We start from the raw sequence: 17,447 nt of genomic DNA on the forward strand, positions 1-17,447 counted from the left end.
TTGTTTATATGAAATACATTGTATATATTCTTCTCTTTTTTCCTGTTTGGGTTACAGCACAGACATACAAATATATAGGAATAGAAGATGGCTTGAGCAATCGCCGGATATTCAATATTCAGAAAGATGCTCAGGGTTATATGTGGTTCCTTACAAATGAAGGGATGGACCGATACAACGGTAAAGATATAAAACACTATAAATTAAATAAGGAAGGTAATACTTTAGATGCTCCCATACGTCTGGGATGGTTGTATACAGAACCGCATATAGGTATCTGGGTGATTGGCAAGCAAGGGAGAATCTTTCAATATGACGCTAATAAAGATGATTTCCGAATGGTATATAGATTACCGGATACTTCTGAAACAATTAGCTGTGGTTATTTGGACCGGAATAATAATATTTGGTTATGTCGCAAGGATACTATATTGCTTTATAATATCAAAGATGCTCGCATATTCCAATTTTCCAATATATTCCATACTAGTATTACGGCAATAGAACAAGTAGATGAACATCATTTCTTTATAGCAACGGAAACAGGTGTACGGTATGTTAAATTGGAGAATGATATTTTAGAGATTATACCTGTTGAAACATTAGACTATTTCCATGCTCAGGTGAGTGAACTGTATTTTCACCAGCAATTAAAAAGACTGTTTATCGGTTCATTTGAAAGAGGAGTTTTTGTATATGATACGAATACGCAGGAAATTATACGGCCGGACGCTGACCTCAGTGACGTAAATATTGCTTGTATCAGTCCTTTGAATGAAATGGAACTGTTGATTGCAACCGAAGGGATGGGAGTATATAAAGTTGATGTGAACACTTGTAAACTGGAACATTACATTGTAGCCAACTATCAGAGTTATAATGAAATGAACGGAAATAACATTAATGATGTCTTTGTAGATGAAGAAAAGCGAATATGGCTCGCCAATTATCCCACCGGAATCACAATAATGGATAATCGCTATGAAAATTATCATTGGATGAAGCATTCCATAGGGAATGATCAGTCGCTAGTCAATGATCAGGTACATGCAGTCATTGAAGATGAGGATGGCGATTTATGGTTCGGAACCAGCAATGGCATTAGTCTTTATCATTCAAAAACAGGTAAATGGCATTCGTTCCTAAGTTCTTTTGACCAACAGATCAAAGATAAAAACCATATCTTTATTACTTTATGTGAAGTATCTCCCGGTATCATATGGGCAGGGGGATTCACTTCCGGCATTTATAAAATAAACAAGAATACATTGTCGGTTGAATACTTCTCTCCTTACCTGCTTTCCCACGTCAATATGCGCCCGGATAAGTATATTCGTGATATAGTTAAGGATTCGAGAGGATATATCTGGTCGGGAGGGTACTATAATCTAAAATGTTTTAATCTGGCAACCAACAGTGTCCGTTTATATCCGGGGTTGAATTCTATCACATCTATTGTTGAAAAAGACAAAGACAATATGTGGATCGGAACCGTTGGAGGATTGTATTTATTAAATCGAAATACCGGTGAATATCAGTTTATTGAAATGGAAATAGGAGCTGCTTATATCAATACGCTTTATCAGGCGGATGATGGATTGCTATATATCGGAACAAATGGTGTAGGAGTATTTGTGTACAATCATCAAAATAAAACATTCGAGCACTATTTTTCTGATAATTCCGCATTGGTTTCAAACAGGATATTTACAATACTGCCGGAAATGAACGGGCGTATAATGATGAGTACAGAGAATGGAATCACCAGTTTTCATACTAAAGAGAAGATATTTAATAATTGGACCAGAGGAGAAGGATTATTACCTGCCTATTTTAATGCATCTGCAGGAACAGTGCGTCAGAATAAAGGCTTTGTATTTGGAAGTACAGATGGAGTTATTGAACTTCCGGAGAATGTGACGTTTCCCAAATATGAATTCACGAGATTGATATTCAGTGACTTTTATCTTTCTTATCAACCTATTTACCCAGGTGACAAAGGTGCTCCCTTACAGAAAAATATTGATGAAACAGATGTACTGGAACTCGGATATGATGAGAATACTTTTTCGTTCGAGGTTTCTACAATCAATTATGATTCTCCCGAGAATGCATTATATTCTTGGAAGCTGGAAGGATTTTATGAGAAATGGACACTACCGGGAGCTAATAATTTGATTCGTTTCACCAATTTACCTCCGGGCAAATACACCCTTCATGTGCGTGCTGTATCCAAAGAAGAACATGATATTGTTTTTCAGGAACGTAGTATGAAAATTATCATCACACGACCTTTCTGGTCGAGTTGGTGGGCTATTTTATGTTATATCTTGTTTGTAATCGGAGGGTTTTATTTCATTCTACGTGTGATAAATCTAAGAAAACAAAAGAAGGTATCGGATGAAAAAACGCAATTCTTCATTAATACAGCTCATGATATACGTACTCCATTAACTTTGATAAAAGCACCTTTGGAGGAATTGCTGGAAGAAGAGAATCTTACCGACAACGGGATAACCCGTACGAACATTGCATTGAGGAATGTGGAAGTTCTTCTACGACTGGTCAGCAATCTGATTAATTTTGAACGAACGGATGTATATTCCTCTAAAATGAGTGTTTCCGAGTATGAGCTGAATACTTATATGAATGAAATATATGATACATTCTCTTCTTATGCAGCCATTAAGCGCATTGAGTATACATACGAGAGTACTTTCAGCTATATGAATGTATCGTTTGATAAGGAGAAGATGGATTCTATTTTGAAGAATATAATATCGAACTCGCTAAAATATACTCCGGAAAGTGGAAAGGTCAGTATTTCCGTATCTGATACGAATGATTCATGGAAAGTGATCATCAAGGATACAGGTATAGGTATTCCTACCAGTGAACAAAGTAAGTTGTTCAAGCTACATTTTCGCGCCAGCAATGCCATTAACTCCAAAGTGACAGGTAGTGGCATAGGATTAATGCTGGTAGGAAAACTGGTCAGCCTTCATGGTGGTAAGATTAGTGTGGAGAGTGTTGAACATCAAGGAACGACAATCAAAATTGTCTTTCCGAAAAGCAATAAAAACTTTCAAAATACCGGGGAGGAAACACACGCTAAGTTTGAAGCGTTGGCTCCTGTACTCCCCACTCCGAATGTACCTGCAAAGACAACTGTCGTTGTGGATAATCCTAATTCACGACGAATTCTGGTTGTAGAAGACAATGATGAGTTACGCTCTTATCTGGTCAGTTCATTATCTTCCATCTATAATGTGCAAGCTTGCGCCAATGGAAAGGAAGCATTGATTATTATAAAAGAATTTTGGCCGGAACTGGTACTTTCTGATATTATGATGCCGGAGATGAGAGGAGATGAATTGTGTGTCGCTATTAAAAGCGATATTGAGACTTCACATATTCCTGTATTGTTGCTCACAGCTTTAGGAGATGAAAACAATGTTCTTGACGGTCTGTCCATTGGTGCGGACGAATACCTCATCAAACCTTTCAGTGTGAAAATTTTGCGGGCGAATATTGCCAACTTACTGGCAAACCGGGAACTGTTGCGTATGAGATATGCCAATCTGGATATAGAAATGAAATCAATGGTTCCTTCAGCAAACGGTACTAACAGTCTTGATTGGAAGTTTATATCAAATGTAAAGAAAATCGTGGACGAGAATATAAATAACCCTGAATTTACTGTTGATGTGCTCTGTGAATCAAGTGGGATGAGCCGTACCAGTTTTTATTGTAAGTTGAAAGCTTTGACGGGACAGTCTCCGACAGAATTTATCCGGATGATGCGTTTGAAACGTGCTACCGAATTACTGAAAGAGGGTGTATATGCTATTAATGAGATTTCAGACATGGTTGGATTCTCTGAAACTAAGTATTTCCGGGAAGTATTCAAAAAACACTATAAGATGAGTCCGAGCAAATATGCTAAAGAAGGGGGTAATTCCACTACTGCTGATCCGGAAGATGACGATGAAGAAGATTGATAAATAAAAAGCAAATAGATACGTTGTATTTAAAAAAGTTCTCCTCTGTTATAGACACACATAACAGAGGAGAACTTTCTTTTTCAAAGCTTATAACTCTTTTCTGGGAAAAGCGGTTATTGATAAGGAAGTTATTTGCGAATCAAATATCTAATGAATAAATAACCTCCGAATACTTGCAGGCACATTCCGGGTATTGCAATACGGAAATCCTGAATGGCATTGTAGAAATTACCTATATACATCCACTCTCCCAATGTTCCTACAACTTGATAAGTAAGTACCACGCCAACCAATACCGGAATAGAAATACGTCCGAAGCGTTGTGCGGCCCAGCCGGCAGCAATGGCAAGTAACACGGACTTTAATAAAATAGCAGGTAGTACCGCCGGTATCGGCATGCCAAAAAGTAAGGAATTGATAATGGGGGAAAGAACAGCAGTCAGTAGACCGACTTTCCACCCGTACTTATAAGCTCCGATCAGTGTGAAGAAATAGATAGGCAGCCAGGTTATTCCTCCTTGCGGTATGAGATGAAAAAATTGGGGAAAAAGGATGTTTCCAACGATGAATAACGAGGCTGTCAGATAAGTTCTCACATTGCCGTAATTCAGCGAATAGAGTTTTACAGTAGTTGATTCCATATCATTTTATTATTTAAAAGTTCAAATTAATACCACCCATAAACGTAGCTTTGGGCATGGGATAACCTGCATTTATTTCATAACGCTGTGCCAGCAGGTTTTCTCCCTTTATGAATAGGTTAGCGAAACGGCAGATACGATAATTTCCACGAAAATTCCATAAAACAAAATGGTCTTGTTGCTCGTTACCCTTTACAACAGAAGTATAAAGTCCTTTCACATATTGTACTCCTGTCGATACACTCCAACGCCCGGAAGTATAATCCACCCCTGCATACAATTTATGTTCGGGGGCAGCAAGAACGGGATTCTCCATGTGCAACCAGCTATAATTGGCGTTCACATTCCAGTGTGAATTGATATGGTAGCCCATATTCGTTTCAATTCCCCAGTTCTCTATCTCTCCGGAATTGATATTCAATGGAGGCACGAGTCCGTTTGACATAATCAGATTGTCGCCATTAATATAGTAAAGGCTGACTCCGTAGGACAATGCCCCTTCCAGCAGACGTTGTGAGTAGGAAAGTTCATAGTTGATTAGTTTTTCCGGTTTCAATTCCGGGTTGGCAGGAGGAAACATATACATCTCACGAATGGTCGGATTACGGTATCCTTTGCTGACCATTGCTTTAAGTTCTGCATTCTTGGGTAAATGAAAAGCCAGTCCGCCTTGTGGAATCCATTCTGTACCTACGTGTGAATGGTGGTCTACACGAATACCTGCGTCCAGTGAGAACCAATTGCTGATATCCTGACGGAAATCAATGTATCCGGCAAACTCATCCATTTGCTTGTTTACTCCCGGAGTATGTTCACCCGTAGCCAGTACTTTGTTCCATGATTCACCTCCGAAGTGCTGATAATCAAATCCTACGGTTAAACGATTACCGGTAAAGAAAGTAGTACTCTGATACCATGAAACACCCAGCATTTTGTCTTTAGAATTGAAATGTGATTTTTGCGGTTCTTTTCCTATCTGATAGCCATCGTTGATTTTATGCCGTCCCCAGTTATAGAAAAAGCTCAAACCTCCTGAAGTCTTTTCATAACGATTTTCCAAAGCAAATGATGTCATTCCACGGGTGATACGGGAATCGTTGTCGATCAATGGTACTTGGATAGTTCCCGGATTGGAAGCATTAAAATGAGTCACGTTTACATCTCCCCATACTTTCCAAAAAGAGTTGAGCTCATAGCCTAGCTTTGCATATCCACCATATTGCTCAAATCCCATATCGGGACGATGTCCATCTGTACGATTATATGATCCGGTTACGACGCTGCTGAAACGTCCCTTCTTGACACGGTTGGAAAATTCAGTCTGCAACGTGTTATATGAACCGTACCCAACTTGCACATTTGTTTTCACACCTTCTTCCTGTTGCCGACGGGTAACAATATTAATCACACCACCCATGGCATTCGAACCATAAAGTACAGATGCGGGACCTCGCAAAACTTCCACTTTCTCTGCCATCATAGATTGATAAGCGTCTGCTATCGGATGTCCCATCAAGCCCATATACTGTGGATGACCATCAATCAACACCAATAATCCCGCTGTCGGACTACCACCGATACCACGCAAGCTCATGCCACCTGCAGCTCCGGTAGATACGCCATATCCCATGATACCACGACTGGTAGTAAATAATCCCGGTACCTGCTCCGTCAATAACGGCAACAGCGAAGACTCATATCTTTTCTCAATCTGTTGCCTGCCGACTACGGAAATCGTCATTGGAAGATGTCGTACATCTGTTTCATTACGTGTTCCGGTAACTACAACTTCATCAATCATATAATTTCTTCCGGCTTGTATGCTATCCTTTTTAGTCTGTGCCATTCCCGAGATGGAAAGCAAGCTACCGAACAGGAATAAACAAGCTGTATTTCTTCTCATACTTTATTGCGTGTTTCAAGTTTCTTCTTTTTACTTTTTATTTCTGATCTTTTCCAGGAAATCGCGGATCAGTGGTAATATTTCTTCTGCTGATTCCGCTTCGCTACACATTGTTTCTACAGGACATCCTCCTGTATGGTTACGGTTCCAGATAAAAGGTACTTTCTCTGTAAAATCAACTTTTATATCTGATTTCTGAAGTAACTCCAAAGCTTTGGTACTGATAATATCGGTATATAACTCTTTGATACCTCCCAGAATCATCAGGGCGGCAGCTCCCTTTCCGACTACCTTATCAGCAATCGAAGCTCCTTTAAGAAACTCCGGTTCCAGGGTCAGTAAATCATAGATATCGGCCACGCCACGTTGAGTGAAAGTGCGGATTTCTCCTTTGTTGGCAATAGTACAGGAATATCCTCCTGTATGTAGTAAATTGATTAATTCTTCCATCTTTTCTTTTATAAAGTACCCTGTTTCAATTGTTCTACGAACTGATCTATCCGATGCAGCTCTTTCGGAATATCAATGTTCTGCGGACAGTGTGCCACACACTGGTTACAACCGATGCAATGGCTTGCCTGACGAAGTTTGGGCACGCTACGGTCATATCCGACTAGAAAAGCACGCCGGGCTTTTGCATAATTCTCATCCTGCCCGTTCCTGGGGACATTCCCTTCATTGACACAACGGTTGTAATGTAACAACACAGCAGGTATATCCAATCCATACGGACATGGCATACAATATTTGCAGTCGTTGCAAGGGATGGTAGGATATTTCAGCATTAATTGTGCCGTTTCCTCAAGAAACTCTTTTTCTTCATCTGTCAACGGTTCCAAAGGAGAATAAGTGCGGAGATTATCTTGCAGATGCTCCATATAAGTCATGCCACTTAATACAGTCAGAATGTCCGGGAATGAACCGGCAAAACGGAAAGCCCAGGAAGCGACACTGTTTTCCGGACGGCGTTGTTTGAGCCGTGCCACCAGATTGTCGTTCAATTTAGACAAACGACCTCCTAAAAGCGGTTCCATGATGATAGATGGAATTCCTCGTTTATGCAATTCTCCATACAGATATTCAGCATCCGTATTCCGGGTATTGGTTTCTTTTGCATGTTTCCAGTCTACATAGTTCAACTGTATCTGCACAAAATCCCATTTGAATTCATCGTGCCGTGAAAGCAGGTAGTCATATACTTCGATATCCCCATGATAGGAGAATCCCAGATTGCGGATACGGCCTGCCTCCCGCTCCTTCACCAGAAAGTCAAGCATTCCGTTATCCAGGTAGCGTCCTTTAAGGGCTTCCATTCCTCCCATTCCGATGCCATGAAGCAGCATATAATCAATGTAATCTACCTGCAGGTCCGCAAATGATTTGTGGTACATCTTGAGCGATGCTTCACGAGACCATGTATCGGGAGAGAAATTGGATAACTTGGTGGCGATATAATATTTGTCACGGGGATGACGGCTCAATGCAATACCCGTTGCCTTTTCGGAAAAGCCCTGTACGTATGCCGGAGATGTATCGAAATAGTTTACTCCGTGAGCGATTGCATAATCAATCAGTCCATTCACGGCATCCTGGTCGATGACTTCACCATTACCGTTGGGAGCAGGTTTGAGAGGCCAACGCATACAACCATATCCCAAGAGTGAAACACGGTCACCGGTAGTCGGAGACGTGCGGTAAGTCATTTTATCGGTAGGCACCTCTCCTTCTCCTGTTGCGCTGCTTGAAGAGGAAGTACCTTTTGAAGAGCATCCGTATAATAGCCCTGTCGACGTGGCTGCACTAATACCTACAATCTTAATGAAATCTCTTCTATTTATATCTTTCTTATTTTTATCTTCCATACTCTTATACTGATTTAGATCAAATAATTCTATGCATCTGATGTCCGGTCACATAAATAGCGCTGAAAGGACGGGACGGACAAAGGTTCTCACACGCCCCACAACCGATACATTTTTCTACATTTACTACCGGAATCTTTGGGGAATCTGTTTTTTCAGGATCGGAAGCTACCATCTGTATGGCACCTGTCGGACAATGGCGGGCACAGTTGCCACATTCCATTCCATCTGTCAAAGGTACACAGTTCTCTTTAATCCATACGGCATGTCCGATCTGAATAGCTGATTTCTCGGCAAGACTGGTGAGATGAATAGCGCCGGCGGGACAAACTTCCGAACATTTAGTACATTCGGGACGGCAATACCCACGTTCGTATGACATTTCCGGTTGCATCAATGTCAATAGGTTGCCTGACGGACGCAATACCTGATTGGGACAAACAGAGACACATAATTGGCAGGCTGTGCAATGTTGAGTGAAATTGCGTGTGCTTAATGCACCGGGAGGATAGATAGGATTTTCTCTTTGGGGAATCTTTTTATCTTCGATAGTAGCCAATCCTCCGTCTACTTTCTTCTCTTGTGCTTTCAGGACAGAAGTTGTTGCAAAAATGGCCGATGCTGAAAGGAAGCTACGACGGGCGTTGTCTACCTGTTCAGTAGTGACAGACTTTGCTTTCGAATCTTCGCTCGTAGCTGTTTCGTTCTTAGGTTTCCGTCTTGTGTATGTAATGGCTCCATGCTTACACTTTCCGATACAATCCATACAAGTCACACAACGGCTATAATCTATTTCATGGGCTTTCGGATTAATACACGATGCTTTGCAATTGCGGGCACACAAACCGCAACTATTGCATTTGGAAGTATCAATTACCGATTTGAATATCGCATATTTGGATATAAACCCTAATACAGTACCTACGGGGCAGATCGTATTACAATAGGTTCGTCCGTTGCGCCACGCCAGAATGAAAAGAACAACAAGGGTGGCAATGGCAATCAACATCGTCGAAAGACTCTTCATCCATACATCTACCTCATAAAAAGCATAACTATCCATTCGTTCGGCGAAATACGCCAACAGGTTGTTTCCCCATTGCCAGACTGGTGCAAAAAGACTGGAAGCTATCCGGCCATAAGCACTATATGGTGCCAGCAAGATAGCCAAAGAGTTCAATCCTGCAACCATCATGATAATGAATACTCCTAAAACGCCATACCGCAACCATTTCATTGCTGGTGAATAACGGAACCGGTTTTTCTTTTGTTTGCCGGACACCCACGAAACAATGTCCTGAAACACTCCCAACGGACAAATAACAGAGCAGTAGATACGTCCGAACAGGAATGTAAGTACAACTAAAAACAATACGACACCTATGTTCAAGGCTAATAAAGCCGGCAGAAATTGAATTTTCGCCAACCATCCGAACCATGTGTGCAATGTACCCGTGAAGTCGAGGAACAGAAGGGTAATAAGCGTAAAGCACACAATGGCAGTTGTAAGTCTGATAGTACGTAGCATAAATTTATTAATTTTCAAATTATAGTAGTTATATCTCAATATCCGAAACGTTCCGTCCTAATATACGATATTCCATCAGAATTGATTTTTGTACTTTTTATCGCTGCAAATTTAATCAGATAGATTCGGTTATCAAGTATATATATTACCGAATGTTATACCAAAATTACAGATTCGTGATATTTGATTATAACGCTGCCTGTCAATACAGCGAATTGATATTGGCAGGCAGCGTTATAATGATTATCTTATTGTAGAACTATTTTAAAGGAGTAAGTTCCAAATATTCTCTCGACATATGTATCTGACCATATTCTCCCCATCGGTCATAAACGGCAAACTTTTTTGTAGTAAGTTCTTCTATATCCCAATAGTGGTCATCGCCGAAGTATATCGTTTTGGAACTCGGATCATAGAAACTCCATCGTCCGGTGATACTGTTTTCATTCACTTTCCCATCAGTGTCAATACTTATAAACTTTCTTATATACGTGCCGTTTTTCTCCAATTTATATACGGTATAGTGTGTATTGCCTTCATCATCGACTATTTTCTCACTCGCCCATGTATTATCACATATCAAGGATATGGTATCTTCTTCTCCATTAGAATAATATCCCGTTTTCTCAACGCAACTGGATGCAAGAATCAGAGTTACAAAAACGATAAAAATAGATTTCTTCATTAGTGTAGGAAATTAAGGTTCGCGATATGAGCATCTCCATTTGTGTTTATCACTTCAAAATTCCAGTCTACATCATTTCCTTGATTGGCAGACCACTCAAAACTGGGATTGATATGAAAACCTACACCACAAAATAATACACTGGCTAATTCTTTATTACCATTATATCCCACTCTACAAGTGACAAGAAATGCCCACGCGGCATTTTTATAAGATTGGGGATATAATTCTATTACTGTTTCTATGTAATCGCTCGAATTGATATAAAACTGTTCCTTATAATCCGTTATGTTGCATGTTGCTATTAAAGAACGGCTCATACGGTCATCGGATAGTTTTCTCTTCAAGTGGACAGGTGAGTTACCTTTTGTCTGACTGATATAAATTTCACTTTCAGTAATCATAACAATGTAATCTACTCCATGAGAAGATGACAATTGACCGGACAGACTGTTTATCTGACTAATGCTCTGCTTGAAACTGTTAAGATTAACAGGATTTACAGCGTTAAATTCTTCCGCATCTGTATTCGTTAAATAAGAAAGTGCAGTACTTTTTTTGTTTGGGTTGACATAATACTCATGAGTAGTCTTGTTAATATCCACAAAATCATTTAAAACTGCAATATCCTGTTGATAATTCCGGCTGGCTGGTACTGGAAGGGTCAGATTGTTTTGGCAACTCTGTAGGAACAAGGTTATTAACACTACTAATAAAGAATAGATTTGTTTCATAATAAAAGGATTTAGTAAATTTATGTTGAGAAATATTTCTTCACAAAGTTATCATTTTCCTCTGGAAACAAACCGTTTACAGTGTGAATAATACGTAATGAGTTTAGATTTAACTTCCTTTCATTGCAAGATCACTATTTCACCAATTACAGGCATCCATACATCCAAAGAATCTTTATTCTTCATCTCTTCTGCATTTTTGAGAGGTTCATCCCAACGATGTTTGGCCAACGCATATTTGGAATGATGTACGGTCAGGATTCTTTTTGCTTTTAAGTCTCTGGCCGTCTGCGTCATATACTGGGGCATCAAATGGATCAAGCTCCATTCTTTGTCGTATTGTCCGTTTTCGAGGATCGCAAGGTCGATGTCCGGAAATCGATTGCCTATTTCTGCATAATGTGTATCATATCCTCCGTCTCCGCCGATGTATATCTTTTGTGAAGGAGCTTCTAACAGGAAGGAAGCCCAAAGCGACTGGTTGGCAGTAACTCCGCGACCGGAGAAATGACGGGCAGGCAAACAATGTATCATAAAGCCCGGAGCGAGGTTTGCCTCTTCATTCCAGTCAAGTTCTATCAGAAGCTCTTTATCAAATCCCCAATATTCGAAATGTTCGCCGACACCCAACGGACAAATCACTGCTCCAATCCGATCTTTCAGTTTTTTGACCGTGTTGTAATCCAAATGATCCCAATGATCGTGACTAATCACCAGATAATCAATGTCCGGCACATCATCCGGTGTATAAAGTTCCGTACCTTTGAATGGCTTGTTAATAAAAGATACGGGAGAAGCCATACAGAATACCGGGTCAACCAATATTCGCTTTCCTCCCGTTTGAATCAGGTAAGATGAATGTCCGAACCATACCAATATTTCTTCATTACGGTCAATCTTCCGTAAATCCGTTTTGATTGCTTTGACAGCCTGTTCGGGGCGCAAACCGTCTATCTTTTTGAAAATGAACTCCCAGATTCCGATAAAACGTCCCCTGTCGGAAGTCATCAATAGGGTTTCATGCTGATTTTTAAATTCTCCGTTTCTGTAATTAGGAGATTTCATGACTCTTTCCAGCCGTTCCCCACGGGGAGTTCTGCCGAAACTGGCTTGATTGATAAAAACAATGACCGACACCGCCAGCAATGCTATTACAGCTAATATACATCCTACAATCATACGTGCTTTGAATTTCTTGAATATGATACGCATATAATTCATCACTAAATTATTTCACGCAGCAAATATACAGGTATTCAGAGAGCTTGTTAGTATATATATTACAGATTGTTATACCATAATTACTGAAAGCAGTTGTCTGTTGGGTGCCAGTCTATTGTGTGAACAAACCTTTTATTATTCAGTTCTTTAGAAATAAATTTTGTAGCTGATGTTCGGAATCAGACCCGCTCCGTCTTTTTCTTCTACTACGCTCGTTCTTTCATTGTATTGATAGAAATGCATTCCGGTACGCATACCCACATTCAGTATCTTCAGAGAAAACTCGTGGGATACTCTTTTCTTATTGATCCGGAAGCTGATGGAAACATCACCGTTTATAGATGGATTGAATCGTTTAGTATATGCTTTGCTCTCGTCAAAGACAATGTCTTTTTCTTCCTGACTTTTTTCTTCATCCACAGGTGTATAGCGTCCTCCTCCCTGAAAGAACAGGCGACCGTTTACACTTAATACATTCTGTTTGAGTCTGCCAACCATCCATTCTTTTCCGGCGAGCAGGTTCACTAAAAAACTTTTATCCAGTCTCGTATTTCGCCAGATACGGTCTCCTCCCCTATATTTCGATTTGAATAATGAAGCTGTAAGCATATAGTAGAAGCCATTCTTCATGTATTGTTCCAGTGTTATATCTATTCCATAGTTTTTGGCTATTCCGGTGTTTGTCAATATGCGGTCTAAATAGAATTCTTCGTAATTGATAATCGAAAAGGAGGAGTTTTCCTCAACCGGTATGTGGAACAAGTATTGATAATAGGGTTCTATTTTCAGATGTAGGCTCTGATTGATATTCCAGTCATAAGTGAATCCGAAATGATGTGCCTTTGAGAAGTCCAGGTACCGATTTGATTTCTTTTTACCATTGATTATCTGTTCAACAAAGTAATAGTCGAGCCTTTCCCGGCGGCTATGCAAGCCGTAAGCTGCTGCTAAAGAATGTGCAGGATTTATTTTCCATTTAAGGGCAACTCTCGGTTCTATCGACCAGTTCTTGTTTAAAGTAAAATATTGTCCGGTAACCCCTAAACTGGTTGTCAGATTGTTGCTCAAGTTTATTACGGAATTACTATATGCCGAGAGGACTGTACTTTCTCCACTGCCTTTCGATATTTGTTCCATAGGTTTGTTTAATCCCAAATAAGGGCTGACTTTGTAATCAAGATCATATTTAAGTTCCGTAATGGTAATCCCTGTTCTGTTGGTATGCCTCGGACTGAATTTCTTATTCAGATATGAATTGAATACTAAATTCCATCTGCTATTCTGAATATCTGCCACATTAATAATAGCGTCGTCGGTATGTAAGTCCGCCAATGAACGGTCTTTGGAATAGGTAGCGGATAGAGAAGAACGGATATAAGTATTTTCATCCAGTACATATTTGTGCGCTAAGCCACCTGCCAGTTTATCCAGTTTATTATATCCCGACGACCGGTCTCCCATCGTTTCCCATTCGGAACGTTCCAAAACATCTGCTTTATTCCTGTCTATCAATCCTAATCCCCAAATCGAAAAGGTTCCGGCTTTACGTGTGGGAAAATTTAGTTTGAAGGCTAAATCCTGATATTTCAGGTTGATGTCATTACCCGATGCCAGTGAAGTAGTAGAAAAGCGATAATTCACCAGATAGGAACTTTCCCGTTTTTTACTGATAGGACCTTCCGAAGCTAAATCTATGCCCATGAGTCCGACCTGAAAGGCATGTTCGTACTTCTGATTATTACCATTGCGCAAATGCATATCGAAAACACCGGATAAGGCATTAGTGTATTCCGCTGGGAAAGCTCCATTGTAGAAATCGGAGTTTCCGATAACTTGTGTACTTAAAGCGGACAAGAATCCTCCTCCCAGCCCTGCTAAATCGGCAAAATGAGTCGGGTTAGGTATTTCAATTCCCTCCAGTCTCCATTGGGTAAATTGCGGAGCGTTTCCCCGGATAGCAACTGCGTTGGTACCGACATCTCCTGCCACTCCAGCAAATGCAGAACTTAACCGTGCCGGATCATCAAACCCATTGGCAAATCGGGACGCTTCTTCAATACTAATCATACGTCCTCCCGTAATAGCCATCGGGTTGACTGTCCGGTCTTTTTTTATTTCCGGTTTGACAAGCACTTCGGCCAAATCCTGCACATTTTCATCCATAGGGATTTCTACAAATACTTCTTTGGATGATGTGACAGACACTTCGCTAATGATACTTGGGCGATACCCCATAAAAGATGCCTGAATATTATAACGTCCTATCGGGACGTTATTAATCCGGAAATTTCCCCGGTTGTCAGTTGAGCCTCCCAGTGAAGGTTTCTCTGCTATACAGACGGAGGCATATTCTATTGGCGTATTGGTTTTGGAATCAACAACGATTCCTCTTATCGTTTGAGTCAATTTTTGTGTATCGTCATTGGCAGGCTTTTGCCGGTTATCCTGCAAAGAAATAATAATATGATATCCTTTTATTTTATATACATATCCGGTTTCTTTTAATAGTTGAGTCATCGCTTTGTCGACAGCTACATTTTTAAGAGATAAAGACTGCTTCTTTTCTAAATCCAGATTCGATTGTTCGTAAGCGATGCTATATCCGGTTTGTGATTCAATTTGGGCAAAGGCCTCTTTTAATGATATCCTTTTATTTTGTATGGTAATCTTTTTTTCTTTATTCTGCGCGACTGTTGTAAGAGAGAGAAAAGCAAAAAATAAAAAAATGGCGAGCTTAGCTGCCCGTTTATTCGTATTAATTCGATTCATTATTCTATATTTGTATGTTGATACTTCATTTTACGTCACTTGTTGAATGAGGATAGACATTTCAGAACTGGGAAGAGGGTCTCAAGCTGCTTCCCGGTTCTTTTTGTTCATAGGCTGTTTCTTTTATGGTTGGGTTAATACTATTTTATTTTCATGTTGTTGATAATCAAAGCCGATGATATCTTTCAATATATTCAGTATTTCATCCAGATCTTCATCTTTCAGAAATTTGACAGTATATCGTTTGGACACAGGGATATTTGCCTCATTATCAATCGTGGTGTTATAGTGTCTTTCGAGGGTTCGGAATATTTCTCCGGCAGTAGCATTGGTAAAGATCAGTTTTCCCACCACCCAACTGTTGGTATCATTAGTATCTATCACTGATATATGGATGTCTGACGACTTCTTATCGTATGTAAGCTGTTCATTGGGTTTAAGTATCCGGGGAGGTTGGGACTGGACGCTCACTTCTACCTTGCCGCTCGTCAGTGTAGTCGTTATTTTTTCATCATTAGGATAGGCTTTCACGTTGAATTTGGTTCCAAGAACCTTCACGGAAAGTTGGGAAGTTTCCACGATGAAAGGACTTGCAGTATCTTTTTGGACAGAGAAATAAGCTTCACCGTTAAGAATGACCAAACGTTTATCTTTGGCAAAAGTTTCCGGATATAAAATGGTGCTTCCCGCATTCAACCATACTTCCGAACTGTCCGGCAAGATTAGACGCTTCTGTTCTCCGTAAGCAACGGATACTTCTATCATCTCGTTTTGGGGAGAAAGATAGCAGAACATTCCTCCTGCCAATAAAAGCAATGGAACAACAACAGCGGCAACATGGGCAAACCTCTGATAAGAAGCGATACTCGCCAGATGTTCCTTGTTGTATCCGGTTCTTAAATTTACCCGTTCCAGTGAGGCATAAGTGCTCGAATCGGCTTCTACGTCCAATTCATTCCAATAATCCAATGAAGCTTTTGCTTTCGCCTGTTGGTTTTTATCTTTAATGATCCATTTCTGCACTTTCTCTTCCGTTTCAGATGGAAAGCGGGCGGAAAGGAACATTCTGATGATTTTGGTGATATTACTTTTCTTCATTTTTGCTGCACTTTACTATATATACAGTTTGGTGGCAAAAAGCTCAATAAGAAAATGAATATTTTTTATGAAAAAATAAGTAAAGAAGAAAATAAAGTTACAATAATGATAACAGAAAACATGAAATGACCTTCCGTATCTCTTTCAAAGCGAGGCTTAGCTGGCTTTCAACATTTCTTTTGGTAGTGTTCAGTCGTTCGGCAATCTCGGCATTGGATAATCCTTCATTGCGACTTAATGTATAGATCATTCTCCGTTGTTCGGGCATTCCTCCGACAAGTTTGTCAATCAACATTTCCAATTCCTTGGCAATAAGGTCTTCTTCGGAAGTAGAGCTATATCCTGTTTCTTGATTATGGTTCAGGTAGGCATCGGACACATATTTATGTTTCAGAAAGTTGATTGCTGCATTTCTTGCAATGGTGTGCAAATAAGAATTGAATGATTTAGACATATCAATCGAATGACGGTTGATCCAAAGATTGACAAATAAATCCTCTGTCAGCTCTTCTGCATCAGGCTCCGATTTTATATATCCGTCAATAAATGCTTTGGTTTTGTTGTAGTATGCAATAAAAATAGTCTCAAAGGCCTTGTGATTCCCATCCTGAAAGGCCTCCAACGTTTTTATATCAATATTGTTATTCATACTATTTCCCAACTTTCATTTCATTGGGACAAAAGAAGCAATAATTTATTTTATAAAGATGGTCTTTTTTGAAATATTAATGATATTAGAAAGATTTATTCTATTTTAATGACCGATAGAGAATACCAAATACATTCAGCAGATACCCCAATAAACACAATAACGGGGCAATGCGTATACGTGTTCCACTAAATATATCGGGATTATAGGCGGCAGAGGTACTCCCCTCGCCGCTCATTAATATATATCCTATGATAATCAATATCGAGCCGATAATTAAGATGACGTAATTTCTTTTGCCCAATACAGTTTTTATTTCTTCTTCTCTTATTCTTTTCGATTTCATATTCTTT

13 protein-coding genes are annotated in these 17,447 nt (G+C 39.8%); 1 reads left to right on the plus strand and 12 read right to left on the minus strand.

Going from position 1 to position 17,447, the window contains the following annotated elements; genetic code table 11:
- Positions 1–8: 8 nt before the first annotated feature.
- Positions 9–4,001 carry a two-component regulator propeller domain-containing protein gene (locus tag AAHJ11_RS00125; RefSeq protein ID WP_148366711.1) on the plus strand — a complete coding sequence of 1,331 codons (3,993 nt, stop codon included), beginning with the start codon at positions 9–11 and terminating at the stop codon, positions 3,999–4,001.
- A 131-nt stretch (positions 4,002–4,132) separates the two neighbouring features.
- On the opposite strand, the gene AAHJ11_RS00130 is transcribed toward AAHJ11_RS00125, so the two are convergent.
- From AAHJ11_RS00130 to AAHJ11_RS00185, 12 genes are all read right to left on the minus strand, one after another.
- Positions 4,133–4,645, minus strand: a complete 513-nt coding sequence (locus AAHJ11_RS00130; protein WP_195650122.1) for an ECF transporter S component — start codon at positions 4,643–4,645, stop codon at positions 4,133–4,135.
- A gap of 13 nt (positions 4,646–4,658) precedes the next feature.
- On the minus strand, positions 4,659–6,548 hold the full coding sequence (locus tag AAHJ11_RS00135) for a TonB-dependent receptor (RefSeq protein ID WP_320974839.1): 1,890 nt from the start codon (positions 6,546–6,548) through the stop codon (positions 4,659–4,661).
- A gap of 30 nt (positions 6,549–6,578) precedes the next feature.
- Complete coding sequence (locus tag AAHJ11_RS00140; RefSeq protein ID WP_148366713.1) at positions 6,579–6,998, minus strand: DUF1893 domain-containing protein; 420 nt, start codon at positions 6,996–6,998, stop codon at positions 6,579–6,581.
- A gap of 8 nt (positions 6,999–7,006) precedes the next feature.
- On the minus strand, positions 7,007–8,410 hold the full coding sequence (locus AAHJ11_RS00145) for an aldo/keto reductase (protein ID WP_195650121.1): 1,404 nt from the start codon (positions 8,408–8,410) through the stop codon (positions 7,007–7,009).
- Positions 8,411–8,429: 19 nt separating this feature from the next.
- Entirely contained in the window at positions 8,430–9,938 is a 1,509-nt protein-coding gene (locus tag AAHJ11_RS00150) for a 4Fe-4S binding protein (protein ID WP_320974840.1), read from the minus strand.
- Between the two features lie 259 nt (positions 9,939–10,197).
- Positions 10,198–10,623, minus strand: a complete 426-nt coding sequence (locus tag AAHJ11_RS00155; protein ID WP_099147469.1) for a hypothetical protein — start codon at positions 10,621–10,623, stop codon at positions 10,198–10,200.
- Entirely contained in the window at positions 10,623–11,357 is a 735-nt protein-coding gene (locus tag AAHJ11_RS00160; protein WP_148366715.1) for a hypothetical protein, read from the minus strand. Before AAHJ11_RS00160 ends, AAHJ11_RS00155 begins: the two co-directional genes overlap by 1 nt.
- A 120-nt stretch (positions 11,358–11,477) precedes the next feature.
- Positions 11,478–12,578 (minus strand): MBL fold metallo-hydrolase, encoded by a 1,101-nt coding sequence (locus AAHJ11_RS00165; RefSeq protein ID WP_320974841.1) that lies wholly within the window; start codon positions 12,576–12,578, stop codon positions 11,478–11,480.
- A 147-nt stretch (positions 12,579–12,725) separates the two neighbouring features.
- Positions 12,726–15,347 carry a carboxypeptidase-like regulatory domain-containing protein gene (locus tag AAHJ11_RS00170; protein ID WP_320974842.1) on the minus strand — a complete coding sequence of 874 codons (2,622 nt, stop codon included), beginning with the start codon at positions 15,345–15,347 and terminating at the stop codon, positions 12,726–12,728.
- A 123-nt stretch (positions 15,348–15,470) separates the two neighbouring features.
- Positions 15,471–16,445 carry a FecR family protein gene (locus tag AAHJ11_RS00175; protein ID WP_413578851.1) on the minus strand — a complete coding sequence of 325 codons (975 nt, stop codon included), beginning with the start codon at positions 16,443–16,445 and terminating at the stop codon, positions 15,471–15,473.
- A gap of 97 nt (positions 16,446–16,542) precedes the next feature.
- The gene (locus AAHJ11_RS00180) at positions 16,543–17,094 is read right to left on the minus strand and encodes an RNA polymerase sigma-70 factor (RefSeq protein ID WP_074559032.1); all 552 of its coding nucleotides are present in this window, start codon (positions 17,092–17,094) and stop codon (positions 16,543–16,545) included.
- Positions 17,095–17,194: 100 nt separating this feature from the next.
- Positions 17,195–17,440 (minus strand): DUF3098 domain-containing protein, encoded by a 246-nt coding sequence (locus AAHJ11_RS00185; protein WP_074559031.1) that lies wholly within the window; start codon positions 17,438–17,440, stop codon positions 17,195–17,197.
- Positions 17,441–17,447: the final 7 nt, after the last annotated feature.

The organism is Bacteroides sp. 90-K9/2, from assembly GCF_047310725.1.
GTDB lineage: Bacteria > Bacteroidota > Bacteroidia > Bacteroidales > Bacteroidaceae > Bacteroides > Bacteroides vicugnae.